The 16,062-nt window shown below is 41.1% G+C and carries 10 protein-coding genes; 6 read left to right on the forward strand and 4 right to left on the reverse strand.

The genetic code is table 11. From position 1 onward, the window contains the following. Positions 1-124: 124 nt before the first annotated feature. The 3 genes from JF50_RS05395 to JF50_RS05405 form a co-directional block, all read right to left on the reverse strand. Positions 125-889 carry a YdcF family protein gene (locus JF50_RS05395; protein WP_039608440.1) on the reverse strand — a complete coding sequence of 255 codons (765 nt, stop codon included), beginning with the start codon at positions 887-889 and terminating at the stop codon, positions 125-127. Between the two features lie 36 nt (positions 890-925). Next, a complete protein-coding gene (locus JF50_RS05400; protein WP_039608832.1) occupies positions 926-1,813 on the reverse strand; it encodes a LysR substrate-binding domain-containing protein in 888 nt (295 codons plus the stop codon). 523 nt (positions 1,814-2,336) lie between these two features. Continuing rightward, positions 2,337-4,706, reverse strand: a complete 2,370-nt coding sequence (locus JF50_RS05405; RefSeq protein ID WP_039608441.1) for an EAL domain-containing protein — start codon at positions 4,704-4,706, stop codon at positions 2,337-2,339. Positions 4,707-5,014: 308 nt separating this feature from the next. Here JF50_RS05405 and pyrC point away from each other — a divergent pair, with 308 nt between their 5' ends. From pyrC to JF50_RS05420, 3 genes are all read left to right on the forward strand, one after another. Then, positions 5,015-6,055, forward strand: a complete 1,041-nt coding sequence (pyrC, locus tag JF50_RS05410; protein WP_039608833.1) for a dihydroorotase — start codon at positions 5,015-5,017, stop codon at positions 6,053-6,055. A 790-nt stretch (positions 6,056-6,845) separates the two neighbouring features. After that, the gene (locus JF50_RS05415) at positions 6,846-7,151 is read left to right on the forward strand and encodes an H-NS histone family protein (protein ID WP_039608442.1); all 306 of its coding nucleotides are present in this window, start codon (positions 6,846-6,848) and stop codon (positions 7,149-7,151) included. A gap of 335 nt (positions 7,152-7,486) precedes the next feature. Further along, positions 7,487-9,238 (forward strand): DEAD/DEAH box helicase, encoded by a 1,752-nt coding sequence (locus JF50_RS05420; protein WP_039608443.1) that lies wholly within the window; start codon positions 7,487-7,489, stop codon positions 9,236-9,238. Positions 9,239-9,288: 50 nt separating this feature from the next. On the opposite strand, the gene JF50_RS05425 is transcribed toward JF50_RS05420, so the two are convergent. Next, positions 9,289-9,621 (reverse strand): ribonuclease E inhibitor RraB, encoded by a 333-nt coding sequence (locus JF50_RS05425; RefSeq protein ID WP_039608444.1) that lies wholly within the window; start codon positions 9,619-9,621, stop codon positions 9,289-9,291. Between the two features lie 169 nt (positions 9,622-9,790). Between JF50_RS05425 and JF50_RS05430 the strand changes: the two genes are divergently transcribed. From JF50_RS05430 to JF50_RS05440, 3 genes are all read left to right on the forward strand, one after another. Continuing rightward, on the forward strand, positions 9,791-11,512 hold the full coding sequence (locus JF50_RS05430) for an outer membrane protein assembly factor (protein ID WP_052262136.1): 1,722 nt from the start codon (positions 9,791-9,793) through the stop codon (positions 11,510-11,512). A gap of 107 nt (positions 11,513-11,619) precedes the next feature. Further along, positions 11,620-15,243, forward strand: coding sequence for a translocation/assembly module TamB domain-containing protein (locus tag JF50_RS05435; RefSeq protein WP_152614463.1), 3,624 nt, complete (start codon positions 11,620-11,622; stop codon positions 15,241-15,243). Then, the gene (locus tag JF50_RS05440) at positions 15,243-16,061 is read left to right on the forward strand and encodes a transporter substrate-binding domain-containing protein (protein WP_052262137.1); all 819 of its coding nucleotides are present in this window, start codon (positions 15,243-15,245) and stop codon (positions 16,059-16,061) included. The genes JF50_RS05435 and JF50_RS05440 overlap by 1 nt, the downstream gene beginning before the upstream one ends. The last annotated feature ends 1 nt before the right edge of the window (position 16,062 follow it).

Genomic DNA, 16,062 nt, shown 5'->3' on the forward strand with positions numbered 1-16,062 from the left:
TAAGAATAAACGCCATTTATACCTATTTTTGAGCAATTTTTCAATTTTTTGCGTTTTTAAGCACAGATTCAAGTTTCATTAGGTGTAACTTTATGCAATTTTGGCGTTTTTATTACAATTTGCTCTAAAGAGCCTCACTATCAAGACTGCGTCTCAGTGCAATCCAAAGCAGACCCATTTCTTCATGTGCATAGGTTGTTACGGCTTGAAGCGTATTACTGGAGGCAATAAATTGTCGGTAGGGGGGAGTGTTGTAAAAACTATACACTTCAACCCCTGAAGGGATGGTATCTATGCCTTGTGCTGCGAATAAGTCTTGTGCTCGGCGCATATGGCTGGTTGATGTGACAAGAATCACAGTGCTGTCTACTAAGTGTGGAGCCAACAACATGGCTTCATCTGCGGTGTCTCTTGCCTTGGGGTTTTGTCTGATGCGATCGGCTTTAATACCCAGCGCTTTGGCAGTTTGAGCCATTAAGGCGCTACTGGTGGTGCGATTAAAGCCTGCACCAGACACTATGAGCTCAGCATGAGGATAGAGATGTGCAAGCCGGATCCCTTCAACCAACCGCGCCAGTGCAGTACTTGAAAGCTGCTTGTTTGCTGGTAGTTGAGCGTTTGGGGCTAATCCTGCGCCAAGCACAACAATGGCGTCAACGTGTTGATGGGATTTTACTGATAGCGTCGGGATCGACTGCTCTTGAGGTGTGATCAGTAAATTTGCCATATAGGGAGTGCTGACCATCCATAAAGCCATGACCATCACGACACTCAATACATAACTTTTTTTATGTGTCTTTGAAATTAGTAGTAGCAATAAAAAAATAACAAGCAGTGAAGCTGGTAGCGGCATGATTAGGCTACCAATAATTTTTTTGAGTTCAAACATAGTAAGCTCTAACTATTGAGTTAGAGCTAGTTTAACCTAACGACTAATAGATTGCTTGCAGGTGTTTAAAAAGTGTCGATATACAGGGTTATCTTTCATACTCTTTTTCATTGCCAAGTACATAGGTCGACTTAGACCAAGGGCTCCCAATGGAATCGATTTGATAAGCCCTTGGCTTTCATACGGTGTGACTAGCCAATCTGGTAATGCGGCAACGCCCATTCCTGCACTCACAAGTTGAAAGATAAGTAGACCTTGATCAACCGATTTTAGCGTACCATCAAAACGTGCGTTTTGAATAAAGTGCTTAAATATGTCTTGTCGTTCTTTAGGGATCGGGTATGAAATGATTGTTTCATCTTTGAGATCTAGTGCTGTCACGTAGGCTTTTTTAGCAAGCTCATGATCAGGGGCAACAATTAACTTTAATTTAAAGTCAAAAACATGCGCGTATTCAAGCTGATCTGGTTCGCGAATATCTGAGGTGAGCACAATATCTAGCTCATCATTTAATAATTCAGGTATTGCGTCGTAGCTAAACCCTTGTTCATAGTCGACTCGAATATCAGGCCAGAAATTATTGAATTCTTTAATTGTTGGTAACAACCAGTGAAAACATGCGTGACACTCTACACTCAATTTTAATTGTGAGATGGGCTGATTTAAGCTCTCTTTGAGACGGCATTTTGTGGCTTCAACTTTAGGTAATACTTCACTGGCAAGTTCCAGTAGCAGCATCCCTTGTGGTGTAAACCTAACTGGCTGGGTTTTTCTTTCAAATAACTGGCAATCTAATTTGTTTTCTAGATCTTTAATTTGATGAGACAAAGCAGACTGAGTTAAAAATAACTCACGTGCAGTGTTCACCAGTGATCCAGTATCTTTCAGGGTAGCAATGGTTTTTAGGTGCTTAATGTCTATCATCATTAATAAATCTCATTCTAAACGTGAGTAAAACTCAGATTACATCCATATTACGCTGTACAAGCAGGGCATTCAACGTCTGGACGTCTACAATTCCATCAGCGATTGTTCAAAATTTCACTAAATCACTATAACACTATTTTTGACAGCGTTGTCATTATTTATTTAACTTTTTTTAAAAAAAATACAAATTAAATTTGCTCATGTTGAATTTGAGAATCCATCAGTTGAGAAAAATCACCGTTGGAGCTTTCTTTTAGACGTTTAGATGTCTTAATTGAGTTTCAAATAATGGCCATTATTCATAATTTAGGTTTTCCCCGGGTTGGTAAGCAACGTAAGCTCAAGTTCGCTGTTGAGCGTGATTTTTGACTGAGGGCCTAAAAACGCGAAAGTTGCAAGAAACATGACAGCCTTTGCAAAGCGGGTTAAAGCGATAAAATAGCGACAAGAAGAGCGCGCTTAATTAGGCAGTCACTGAGCACACCCAATCATGTTATGGGGGCTCAGTGTATTCGACTATTTAGGTTATTTGACTAGTTTGCGCTTGTAAAAATGCCATGGCTTTATCACCTGGCATGGGTTTTGACACTAAATACCCTTGTCCCAACTGGCATCCTTTGCGTTTTAACCGCGCCCATTGCTTAGGTGTTTCTATTCCTTCTGCTACAACTTGTAATTGCAGAGATTTAGCCAGTGATAAAATGGCATCGATCAACGGACTGTCTTTTGTGGAAAGTTGCTCTACAAAGCTTTTATCTATTTTTAAGACATGAATGGGTAATTGATGCAGGTAGCCTAGTGCTGAGTAACCAGTACCAAAATCGTCTAGGTATAATTGTACGCCCAAAGGCGTAATACCATTAATTATCTTGGTTGCAAGGCTTAAGTTTTCAATTAAGCCTGATTCTGTGATTTCTAGACAAAGACTGCCCTTTTTGAGGTCGTACTCATTATAGAGGTTGTGAATAGTTTCAATAAATTCGAGGCTGGCAAAATGTCGCGAGGAGACATTGACGGTAATTTTTACGTCGGGCATTCCTTGATTTTTCCAGCTTGCTAGTTGTGTGGCTGCCAGATGTAAAATGTGCTTATCGAGTTCGATAATCTGCCCTGTGCTCTCTGCAATGGGAATAAATTTATCTGGTGCAACTAAACCATTTGTGGGGTGATGCCATCGAACTAGCGCTTCGAAGCTAATAACACGCGGTTGGTTAAGCGTAAATATGGGTTGAAAAAACAGCTCAAATTCACCATTGGAAATACCATGCTGCAAATCATTTTCTATATCCGCTTGATGTTTTAGCTTGCTGCGCATGGCATTATTAAAATAGCGTATTTGGCTGCGCCCAGCCGATTTAGCTTCATACATCGCCGCGTCAGCTTGTTGTAATAAAGTAATTGCGTTATCGGAGTCGTCTTCTGTGAAAGCCACGCCAATACTACTGGATGCTTGCAAAACATGGGTGTCGATCACAAAGGGATTTGCAATGGCCTGCGTTAAGCGCTCCAAAGCTTTGGCTACTTGCTCCTCATCTTGAATATTCTCCATGAATATTGCAAATTCGTCGCCGCCAAGCCTAGCAAATGTGTCTGTTTTGCGAATACAAGTTTGCAATGCTTGTACGATGGCTATCAGAAATCTATCGCCCACATCATGGCCCAAAGAATCATTAATGCTTTTAAACCGATCCAAATCTAGGTATATCAGGCAATGAATATTTGAGCTGGTTTGTCGGCCAAGCGACAAGATAGCGTGTTTCATACGCTCAATGAGCAAATAGCGGTTGGCAAGGCCTGTTAGGTCATCGTGCAGTGCACGGTGTTCTAACGCTTGTTTTGCAAGTCGCCTGTCAATGGCCATGCTAATTTGTCTACTGATATAAGTGAGGATAGTGTAGTGTTGTCGATTGAAGGTTTCTTGGTGTTGATAGCTTTGCAGCACGATGACACCTTGATATTGATCGTTCACGACAAACGGAACACCAAGCCAAGCTTGTGGCGAACGGCCAATCATTTCAAAGTGACCTTGACTGATGTGTTGTTGGAATTGCTGGTGGTCACATAGCAAGGCGGACTGTGTTCTTATGACATAGTATGAAGCGGTATTTTTTAACTGAGCCTTGGATACTTTTTGTTGTGCAAAACATTTATCACCATCTTCAATTAAGTATTCGATGTCCAGAACATCTTGCTTGGTATCATAAATGCCAATAAAGCAATTGTTCGCTGGCAGCACAGTATTAATGATTTTGTATAGTTCATCATAAAACGTATCGAGCTCTTGAGAGTGATAGGTGATATTGGCTATTTTCAATATACACTTTTCTATCATTTGTGCCTCGTTGAGCTGAGAGACGGTGGCGGTAAGGTGATCGACTGTGCGCACCTGATGTATTTTGGCACTCAGCAGATGAGCCACGGTTGACAAAATTTGTAAGTGGCTAGATGTAAAATAGTTTTGTTCGGGGTGCTCACAATCAATTACCCCTATAAGTTGCTCTTTATAAACTAAAGGGACACATAACTCTGATAAAGCGGGACGAGAGTCTGCAATATACATGGGCTCTTTAGTCAAATCGCCGGAAATGAATGGGGTTTTTGTTCTCGCTACATGCCCTGTGATCCCAGCCTCAATAGGAATGGACTTCTGGGCAACTTCATAGCGCTCACTTTTCTCAGCAACTCCCATACTTGCAACGACTTCTAAGCGTGCATTATCCTGATCTGCTAAATAAATCACACAGTCAACAAATCCAAGTCGTTTCACAACTTGGGCGGTGACATAGTCAAAAAGTTCTTCTAAATGGGTGATTTGTAATAAAGACGAGGAAAACTGATTGATAATGCTCAACTGTTCTGTTTTTGATTCTAATTTTTTTTCTAACAGCATAGGCAATACTCGGTTGGACATTGAACGTACGTTATCTTACATAGCAATGTAATCTCAAATTATGTTGTAAAAAAGTAGATATGGCACTGTAAAAAAAAAAGCACAAATTGTCCATTATAAAGGGACGGTTGAGGATGGGTTTTCAATAATGTGAATAGTAGCAGATAGTTAAAACACATCCAAAGGCTGCTGGTGTGTAAGCGCATTAGACAAATTGGGACAGGTTATGGCTGACAAAATAAGTGAATCTCTTTACTAAACGCCTGACAGGGCCTATGATCGGGCAAATTCAGCAGTGGAAATTAGCAATGACAAGTAATCAGACCCTTACCATTACTCGCCCAGATGATTGGCACGTACATTTGAGAGACGGTGATGTCCTTAAAGATACAGTACGTGATATAAGTCGGTATATGAGGCGCGCCATCATTATGCCTAACCTTGTACCTCCTGCGACTTCTACAGACGCTGCGCTTGCATATAAAGACCGCATTATGGCTGCGAATCCTAAAGCAGGCTTTGAACCTTTGATGGTTCTGTATTTGACAGATAAAACAACACCGGAAGAGATCAGAAAAGCAAAAGCAAGTGGTCATATATTCGCGGCAAAGTTATATCCAGCAGGGGCGACAACGAACTCTGATTCGGGTGTGACGGATATTGAGAATGTATATCCCGCGCTTGAAGCGATGCAAGAGGTAGGTATGTTGCTACTGATCCATGGAGAGGTGACCGACTCATCGATTGATATTTTTGATAGAGAGAAGGTATTTATTGAGACTAAGTTGGCCAAAGTTGTTGATGCATTCCCTACATTAAAGATCGTACTTGAACATATTACGACTAAAGATGCGGTAGAGTATGTACGCTCTGCTCCAGATAATGTAGCTGCAACGATCACCGCCCACCACCTTTTATACAACCGCAATCACATGCTGGCTGGTGGTATAAGACCTCACTACTATTGTTTGCCAATTTTAAAACGCAATACCCATCAGCAAGCATTAATCGACGCTGCTACAAGTGGTAGTAAAAAGTTCTTTTTAGGTACGGACTCTGCGCCTCATGCCAAAGATAAAAAAGAAGCAGCTTGTGGTTGTGCGGGTGCCTATACTGCACATGCGGCAATTGAGTTGTATGCAGAGGCATTTGAAGACGCAGGTGCGTTGGACAAATTAGAAGGCTTTGCGAGCTTATTTGGTCCTGATTTTTATGGGTTGCCGCGAAACCAAGATACCATTACTTTAGAAAAAAGTCCTTGGCAGGTACCAGAATCTTACCCACTCGGTGATACAAACGTTGTTCCGATTAAAGCTGGTGCAACAATTGATTGGCAGGTCGTTGAGTAAGCTTCATTAAGTGAACGCACAGACAGATCTAAAGGCTGCTATTTATGCAGCCTTTTTGATATTAAAAACCATATCGCTTTTGAGGAGGGGGTTATTAGCCCAATAACAGTAAGTTTGTTTAGTGCCACACTACCCAGTTAAAACAATATAAATACATTACTTCCCGTCGTTAAATTTCTTTACTCCGTTTGATCTTGAAAGCATGCCATATGTGACGTACATTTTTTGCTTCTGTCATTTATTTACCAGTTCAAAAAGGCTCGCTTGTAAAAGCGAACTGGCGATTAATTTCTCGTATACATTACCTGTGCTATTTATCGCCACAAAACCAATTTTTATGCACGTACGTATACTTAAAAGAGAATGTTGCCAGTGGGGAAATAACGGTATAAGGAGAGCAAATAAGCAGTGGTTTTGAGTCTTATTGCATAGGTTTTTATCCGTTCACAGCTTAAAAGCTTATTAAAAAGTGGTCTGATTACTTAGATAGATAAAAAAAAGTTGAGAAAGAATGTTGAAATTTTTATTAGAGAAAAAGCCTGAGTGTAACTAATCGCAATAAATTAAATCTTTTTTAAACAGATGCTTAATTGTTTTCTTATACAATGACATTGAAAAAAATTAATGCTGTTTTTGTTAATGGTTAACTTGTACCTATTTTTAGTAATTTATATTTTGATTAAAATAATGTCTATTAATTTGAAAATATATAAATATAATATACTCTCAGTATTAGAGTTTTTTAATACTTCAATGAAAATTGTAATCAACACTTTGTGAGAGAAATCTAATGCGTGAAATAAAATCTTTTATTAAAAATGCTAGCTTCAGTGATCTAACTAAAGCTCATGAATTACTTCAAGAAGCAATTGCTCAACAACAGGAGCAAGCGCAAGCGAAGGAGGAAGTACTAGCTCTACTAAAAGAGAAAGGATTAACGCTAGATGACTTAGTTGGTTCTGGTGCTACGGACAAGCGCAGCAAAGTCAGTCCAAAATATCGAATTGAAATCGATGGTAAAGTACATGAGTGGACAGGACGTGGTAAAACACCGAAAGCGTTCGCAAATGTAAATTTAGATGATTATAAGATATAATTATAAAATATTTTAAATCAATATCTAAATCGAAAGGAACTATTCGTTTTAGCAGGTGAGGTAGCTTAGTTACCTCACCTGTTTTTATTTTAATGACAAGCTGAGTTTTTTTACAGGCTTGTACTGTGTCGCTTTGAATACTTTATCCGATACATTAAAGTTTTCTTTTCTCTTGATTAATTTAATTACCTATTTTAATAACAAGTATATTAAATCGTACCTTTAATGGGTATATTTGGAAGGGTAAATATAAACTCTATATGATGTATAACTTAGAGTGCATGGTCTCTTAAACAAGAACGATGATATACTCTCAACCTTCACTGAGAGGTTAGATGAGGTGCGTTATTTACACGCTTAGGCCCTATCAAAAAGAAGCTGTCGAAAACACGATTGCGCATTTTAGAAAAAGTAGCAAACCAGCTGTGATTGTACTGCCGACTGGTGCAGGAAAAAGTTTGGTTATTGCTGAATTAGCGAGAGTGGCGAAACGAAAAATTTTAGTGCTAACCCATGTGAAAGAGCTGGTTGAACAGAATGCTCAGAAATATGAGAGTTATGGCCTCAAGGCGAGCATATTTTCAGCAGGCTTAAATAAAAAAGAATTAGACCAACAGGTCACTTTTGCATCGGTTCAATCTTTGGCTCGAAATTTAGAGTTGCTAAATACTTTTTACTCACTAGTTATTATTGATGAATGTCATCGCGTCAGTGGTGAAGAAGATAGTCAATATATGCAGGTAATGAAACGTTTAAGAGAGTTTAATGCTGATCTTAAATTGTTAGGCTTAACCGCAACACCTTATCGACTCGGCTTAGGTTGGATATACCGTGAACATTATCATGGCTTTGTCCGTGGTGAAAAAGACAGTCCATTTAATAAATGCATATATGAATTACCACTACGCTACATGATCAGTAATGAATATCTGACTCCTCCTAAAAAAATAGATCCAGCAATAGAAAATTATGACTTTGGTGCATTAAAACCTGACAGTTTTGGGCGATATAGTGAAAGTGATATGAATAGCCTGCTGAGCACGCACACACGTGCTACAAAAAGTATTATTGAGCATGTGTTAAATGAGGCTGAGTCTCGTCAAGGTGTCATGATATTTGCTGCAACGGTATTACATGCCAAAGAAATTGTTCGTTATTTGCCAAGTGCCGAAACCGAGCTGGTGATCGGTGATACGGACAATAAGCTGCGCGATAATATTATTACACGATTTAAAAATAAGGAAATTAAGTTTCTCGTAAATGTATCTGTATTGACAACTGGATTTGATGCCCCTCATGTCGATTTTATTGCCATATTGAGACCGACCGAATCGGTAAGTTTATACCAGCAGATAGTGGGTAGGGGACTGCGTTTAGATAAAGGTAAAAAAGATTGCTTGGTGATTGACTACGCGGGCAATGCGTTTGACCTTTTTCATCCTGAAGTGGGTACGGTGAAACCGAACCCAGACAGTGAACCGGTACAAGTAGTATGTCCAGGCTGTGGGTTTGCTAACACATTCTGGGGCAAGCTAGATGAACAAGGTAAGCTGTTAGAGCACTATGGAAGGCGCTGCCAAGGTGTATTAGAAAATGAAGCTGAGGGTGAGTCTGTTCAGTGTGACTATCGATTTAGGTTCAAAGAGTGCGACCATTGTGGTGCAGAAAATGATATTGCAGCGAGGCAGTGTTTGAGTTGTGGAGAGGTGATGGCTGATCCTGACGATAAACTTCGTGATGCACTGAATCTAAAAAATGCATTGGTTATACGGTGTTGTGGTATGACGGCAGAAGTCATTAAATCAGAAGTGCTGAAAGTGACTTATTTTGATGAAGATGGAGCAGATGCCAGCGAGGTTTACGACTTTAGTAATAAAGGAAGTAGATTCTATTTTCATAAAAGCTTTGCCAAACGACTTAAAACCGCTGAGCAAGTTGGGAAATGGAATAGCGTAAATGAGGTGGATATCACAACTTTAAATGCTCCAGACTTTGTTATTGCTAAGCAACATAAAAAATATGGCTGGCAAATCATTGAAAAGATTTTTGATTATAAGGGTGGATTTAGAGTTGCGGATAAAAGCTGATTGAAGCGTAGGGCGAAGTCGCAGCTCGCGTTAGCTGCGACTTAACTGATTCACTCTTCTTCCGCCATCAGGCCCCAGCCGTCGCCATAACCTTCGTGTCCATTTGCGATTGATTCTAAGTATTGCTCTGTTTGGTTAAGTAATTCATGTGCAGGCACCATGGTCACAGTGGTTAATACTTCCCAAACACCTGTATCAGGACATTTTCCTAATTTGGTTTGTGGTGCCAAGTCATCTTTACTTATGGCATCAATGAATTGCTCAGCATTATTCTTTTGCTCAAATAATATATAAAAATCAATTTTTTGCATTTGCGACAGATCGATACCAGCGGCTGCGATCTCAGATAACAGCTGACCATTGTCATCATTTGGAAATTGCATATCATCACTCAATTAGTAAAATTGTGCTTATTGTCCGTTATCCTAGCTGAAATAAAAAGCGTCATTGGTAAATTTTTGTCGAGAAATGGGGATTGCCTGTGATAGTTTGAATGTCTTGTGGTGTTTAATTTGACCACTGTGTACTGAAAGTTAAATTAAAAGGGTTTGTGTGCCACGTATTATTCTTTATTTGATTATTCTACTTGCCTCTATTCACCCTGCATATGCGAGTGAACAGCTGCTCATTGAAGCCATTGAGGTACACTCTGAAAATGAGCAGGTCGATGAAAATATCGCATTATATTTAAAAAAATATCAAAGCAAGGTGTTCTCCCATCGTCAAAAAAAGGCGATGAATGCGGATGTCCGCTTGGCGCTTCAAGCCTTGGGTTATTATGAATTTAGCACTGAGATTGAGTTCTCTAGTCATTCACAACAATTAAGCGTGCAGGTGGCACTTGCTCCCCCTTTTCGCTGGCACAGTGTGGACGTACGTCTTCTTGGTGCAGCCGGCACGGATCCGGTTATACAAACGTTTTTAAAGACACTGCCGATTAAAGTCGGTGATGAAATCAGCCATGATCTATACGGTGCTGCAAAAAATCAAATAGAGAGTATCTTACTGGAGCGGGGATATTTTGATTTTATATGGCAAGAAAGTCGATTAGAGATTAATCAAGCTTTGAAGCAAGGTGCAGCGAAATTATATTTAGAGTCGGGCCCAAGATATATGTTCGGCGAATTAAAACTATCAGGGCAGTCAAAAGCGGCTCGCTTTATCACAGAGTTGGCGACATTTGATCAAAATACCGAGTATGATGCAAAAAAATTGAGCGATTACAGTATTGCATTAAATGAGACGCCTTATTTTGCCAGTGTGACCGTTTACCCATTGTTAAAAGAACGTCATAAAGGAAAAGTCCCTATTCGAGTCGACGTGACAGATAGACCTGCCAATAGCTTTGAAGTTGGTGGAGGTTACAGCACCGATCTTGATGCAAAGTTTAGATTCAAATGGAAAAGGCCATGGGTGAATCAATTTGGGCACTCATTTGAAACAGATCTGAATTTGTCTGAACGAAAACAAGATATAACCAGTGCATATACAATTCCGGTTGGCGATCCTAATGATGATCTTTGGCGTGTATTAGGTGGCTATCAATTACAAGATGACTTGACGGAGGGAGTGAAACTCACCGCATGGAATGTCCAGTTACAGCGCCAATGGGTATTTGACAGTGGCTGGGTTAGAACTGCATTTTTGAAGCGAGAACATGAACGAAGTGAGCAAACAGGACTGTTACTCGACACTGAAATGTTATTACCCGGAGTGAGTTATGCACGAAAAAGGAGCAAAGGGGGCATGACTCCTTTTTGGGGAAGTGAGCAGCTATTTACAATTGAAGTTGCACATAAAAGTGTTATCTCATCAACCTCATTGACAAAAGTTCGTTGGAAACAAGCTTGGCTTAGGAGCTATAAAGCCCGACATTTAATTTTACTCAGAGCGGAGTTAGGCGCATTAGTTGCGAAAGAGTTTGATGGCACACCGCTCAATATGCGCTTTTTTGCTGGGGGTGATCAAAGTATACGGGGCTTTGCATTTCAATCGATTTCTCCAAAAGGCCCACAAGGCGAGTTATTAGGTGCAAAATATTTAGTCACGGCAAGTTCTGAATACAACTATCAGTTTTTACCAAACTGGCGTGCAGCCATATTTGTAGATGCTGGCACGGCAACCAACGATTTTGAAGAGAGGTGGTCTGTGGGGGCTGGATTTGGCTTTCGCTATATTACGCCATTTGGTCCTGTTCGTGTAGACCATGCTTGGGGGCTGAGTAAGCCCAGTAAAAGTACACGGTTGAGTATTGTGATAGGGCCAGAGATATAGTGAATCAGTTTGATGTTTTTTCCGTATTAAAGCGCAAGTGGGTGGCAGTACTCAGCTGCATAATTTTGCTTCTGCTTTTGTTAATAAAAACGCACTTAGGTAACCGAGTGGCGATAGCCCTAGTGACAAGTTGGGTTCCGGGGTTACACGTTGCACTGGATTCAGGAAGGCTCCTCTCTGGCGGGCTAACTAATATTAGCTATGAGACGCAGGGGGTATCTATATCGATTAATGATATGCGTTTGACAGTGAGGTGGTTTGATTGCGCGACCTTGTGTATCAGCTTAAAAAGCACAGGTATCAAGGTTTCTGTTGCTGGAGCATCCTCGACAAAGGACGAAAGTGTTGATTCACCTACCTCCGGTAGCGTTAATGAACAAACCAATAGTTATCTGTCATTACCTGTGTCGATAGGTATTGAAACGTTGTCAATTGAGACAATTGATGTGGATACTGCCAATATGGCGTTGGTGGTGGATGACTTCGAATTTACGGCGCTGGGTAAAGGTGACAAGTTAAATGTGTCGCAGTTGAGCGCACAGTCAGTGGAAGTTAAGTCAGTACAAGCATCCGTGAATAACGAGTTGAATATACCAGAGCAACTGGCACCTATGGTGCTCCCTGACATCTTTTTCCCGCTTAACCTTGACGTAAATAAGGTGCTGTTATCGAGGTTTATGTATTTAGCACCTGAACAACAGCCAATAGAGCTCAATGAGCTGAGTCTTGCAATGAAGGTTGATCACCAATTAGTTCAAATTGAGCAATTTGAGCTGACGCATCAAGACTTTTCTTCGTATATCGACTTGCATGTTAATTTGGGTACGTACCGTGTTGAGGGGGTTGCGGGATTTGGTATGCCTGCGGGGGCTGCCGTTATGGTTGTGAAGGGGAATATGGATCAATTGTCGCTGCATGGGCGGGCGTCTGGTCATGTTGATGCGAAGTTGGATTTACAGATATCACCAACTGCCCTAAATTGGCCCTATCAGGTAGAGGCGCAATTATCAAATGCCGCGATAGCCGAGGTGGGGGAGTTGACTCAATTCACAATTGTAAGTGATGGTGACTTAAATAACTATCGCGCGCAAGTGAAAGGCACGATAGATGCTTCTGAGTCATTAGGCCGTTCGGAACGGGTATCGATAGAGGCTGCTGCGTTGGGGAGTTTATCCCAGTTAAAAGTAGAGAGCTCGCGTATTGCGATGGGGGAAGCTTTCACTGAATTAGCAGGACAAATATCATGGCAAAATGGTTTACAGGCAAACGCACAGGGGGCGTTATTTGAGCTGCCTCTACCAAACCTTGGCCTGAAGCGCAGCGCAGCGCTATCCGGTCAATACGATGTTGCGCTTTCATCGCTTGAAGACAGCTGGTTGATGAAGATAAATGAACTCGATCTACACGGGGTAATTGCAGATATGCCATTGAATATTTCAATCAGTGGTGATGTGAATGATCAATACATCGGTAAGTTAAAGCGCGCGGAAGTACAGTATGGGAATAGTTCAATTAAGGTGACAGGGAGCTTAGCTGAAGAAGTTGATTTAAAGTTGCAGGCCAACATCAATCATAGTGCAAATACCGTGTTGCCCGTTAATGCAGTACTGGGTGGACATGTCAAAGTTGTGGGCAGTGTGTTTGAACCGTTTATTGATCTCAACTTGGCAATAGATCAAATAAGTACTGCTGACTTTTCATTGCAGCAAGGCAATATTGTCGCGCAATTAGATAGTAAAAATAACTATCAAAGTAATATTGAATTGTATGCTTCTGATGTTGATTTTAGTCAGCTTAATAATGCGAAGCTACGGTTTGAACTTCGGGGAGATCGTGCCGCGCACGATGCATCAATTGTGTTTGGTAATATGCAACGCTCATTTTCGGCAAACGTATCAGGTCACATTGATAAAGACATTTGGCGAGGACAAGTAGAACAAAGTACATTTGAGTTTGATGCGCTTAATGGCGAGTTAGCAGAACCTGTTTCGCTTAAAGTGGGCTTGGCACAATTAGCGATCGCAGATCACTGCTGGCGGTTTAATCAAGGTCAAGCATGCCTTAAAGCTCAGGTGAGTGAGCAGCAGGGCGATGCCCAATTACGTTTAGAGCATATAGCTTTGCAGGACACACAAAAGTGGATTGGTAATGGCGTAACCCTCGATGGTGAGCTTAATGGCCATGCAAACGTGAGTGTATTAAAAGGTGATATTGACGATTTCAATAGCCAACTTCAAGTGAACCAAGCGCGTATCACCATCGTACCCTCAGATGAAGTCGTGCAGAATACTGGTGGGTTACCAGCTAGGACAATGAATATAGATGAGTTCAAAGTATCGGCTAGCGGCACGATGGATCAGTTACAAACACAATGGCATGTTGAATTTGAAAAATTAGGACTGTTTAAAGGTGAGCTGTCATTTGCGGATTTGCAGCAAGAAAAGCACGCATCGGGGTACATTGAGATTGATGGGGTAAATCTACATGAGTTTACCCCACATGCACGCACTCTCACATGGCCCGACATTGATTTAACAGGTGAGATCGATGGCCGTGTCAATTTTTCTGGTGATGTGCTCGATCCTATTTTTTCTGGTCAGCTGAGGGCGAAACAAATCAGTGTACAGTCTAGTTATTTGCCATTACAGGTAACACAGCTAAACCTCTCAGCTGATTTCATAGATCGCCAAGTTAAAGTGTTAGGAGACTTAAAAACACCTCAAGAAGGCATGGGGCAGTTGGCAGGGGATATTAATTGGCAATCTGGCTTGCAGTTTAATGCGAATATGAAGGGCAGAGAACTGTTGTTGACTCCGATGTCTGGGGTACAAGTGGCTATCTCACCAGACTTAACGGTTAAGTATGAACGGCAGCTACTCGACTTGGCTGGGGAGGTCGTGATCCCGTTTGCACGATTTACCCTTGATACACTGCCGGAGGGGGCTGTATTGGTGAGTGATGATCAAGTGATTGTTGATGACCTTGCAACTAAGGATGACGAGCTCTTTGTTGATTACCAAACTGATGTTGATATTAAATTGCTCGATGATGTGCGGATCTCAGCGCTTGGGCTCGATGCCTATTTGACTGGCGCATTGGATATTGAGCGCCAATCTGGTAATGCACTATTAATGGGGGGAGAAGTCTCTTTGCGGGAAGGGAAGTTTACGGCATTTGGTCAAGATCTCATCATTGAGCAAGGGCTGCTAGGTTTCAATGGCGCACCGGATAAGCCGTATTTGAATATACGTGCAATTCGTAACCCTGATACGACAGCCAATGACGTGATTGCCGGGGTAATGGCAACGGGCAGTGTCACATCGCCGCACTTAACCATTTTTTCAGAGCCGGCTTTGGATCAAGCACGGGCGTTAGAGTATTTATTAAATGGCGAACCTCTTGGCGCGAGCGATGGCTCAAGTAATACGCTACTAGCACAGTTTTTACTTGCGAAAGGGATTGATAAAAGTAAAGGACTGTTTACAAAAGCTGGAAAAAAGTTAGGATTGAGAGATATTAATTTAGCAGCAAAAGGAAGTGGTGACGATACACAGGTAGAGCTTTCAGGTTACATTACACCGAGCGTACAAGTTAGCTATCGAGTCGGGGTGTTTGCTTCGCTGAGCGAGATTGCAGTACGTTATCGAATATTTTCAAAGCTTTACATAGAAGCGACTAGTGGTCTATATGATAGTATTGATCTGTTGTATAAGTTTGATTGGGGTGATTAATGCGCTATTTGAGCTATTTGCTCGTTGCATTGTTTTGTTGCACAACGTTTGCAGCAGACACGAAGTATGTGAGGGTAACAGATGGAGCTCATCCTTATGTTTTAGAATTAATCGAACTGGCTTTATCTTATGAAAAAGCGCCGTACGAACTAACATACATAAAGAATATTCCTACACAAAGCCGCGCAATTCGATTGTTAGGTAAAGAAAACGGCATTGATATTTTTTGGTCTGTAACCAGCTTTGAAAGAGAAAATATGGCCCGTGCTATTCGGTTTCCGATTGTAAAAGGGTTACTCGGTTATCGTATTTTGCTCATTAATGAGTCACAACAGCGTCGGTTTTCAAATTTAAGCCACATTTCACAGCTGCAGTCATTTCACTATGGGCTGAGGCATGATTGGCCTGATCATGATATTTTTGTTGATAATAAACTCTCTGTAAATGCATTTCATACCCTATCTGGTGCGCTTAATATGCTTAAATCAGATCGCTTTGATGCGATACCAATCAGTGTATTGGAGTTGCCTGATATTTTGCGAGGGTATAAGACATTCGCCGAACAGCAGCTACTACTTTACTACCCATCGGCCGTTTATTTTTTTGTTGATAAAGAAGATCATGAACTGTATTCAGCGTTGCAAAGCGGATTGGATAAGGCTTTAAAAGATGGCCAATTTGATAAATTATTTTCGCTTCATTTTGCGAAACTAATTAACGACCTGTCACTGGAAAAGCGCAAGCTGATTGAACTGAAAAACCGTCGTTTGCCACCGAGTGCACCTACAGATAATCCACAGTTATGGTATAAAAAGTAAC

The sequence above is a fragment of the Pseudoalteromonas luteoviolacea genome (genome assembly GCF_000814765.1).
GTDB lineage: Bacteria > Pseudomonadota > Gammaproteobacteria > Enterobacterales > Alteromonadaceae > Pseudoalteromonas > Pseudoalteromonas luteoviolacea_H.

What these genes read in the sequence shown, in the direction of transcription:
- JF50_RS05395 (WP_039608440.1), bottom strand. Translation starts at nt 889, where the DNA reads ATGTTTGAACTCAAAAAAATTATTGGTAGCCTAATCATGCCGCTACCA.
- JF50_RS05400 (WP_039608832.1), bottom strand. Translation starts at nt 1,813, where the DNA reads ATGATAGACATTAAGCACCTAAAAACCATTGCTACCCTGAAAGATACT.
- JF50_RS05405 (WP_039608441.1), bottom strand. Translation starts at nt 4,706, where the DNA reads ATGCTGTTAGAAAAAAAATTAGAATCAAAAACAGAACAGTTGAGCATT.
- pyrC (WP_039608833.1), top strand. Translation starts at nt 5,015, where the DNA reads ATGACAAGTAATCAGACCCTTACCATTACTCGCCCAGATGATTGGCAC.
- JF50_RS05415 (WP_039608442.1), top strand. Translation starts at nt 6,846, where the DNA reads ATGCGTGAAATAAAATCTTTTATTAAAAATGCTAGCTTCAGTGATCTA.
- JF50_RS05420 (WP_039608443.1), top strand. Translation starts at nt 7,487, where the DNA reads ATGAGGTGCGTTATTTACACGCTTAGGCCCTATCAAAAAGAAGCTGTC.
- JF50_RS05425 (WP_039608444.1), bottom strand. Translation starts at nt 9,621, where the DNA reads ATGCAATTTCCAAATGATGACAATGGTCAGCTGTTATCTGAGATCGCA.
- JF50_RS05440 (WP_052262137.1), top strand. Translation starts at nt 15,243, where the DNA reads ATGCGCTATTTGAGCTATTTGCTCGTTGCATTGTTTTGTTGCACAACG.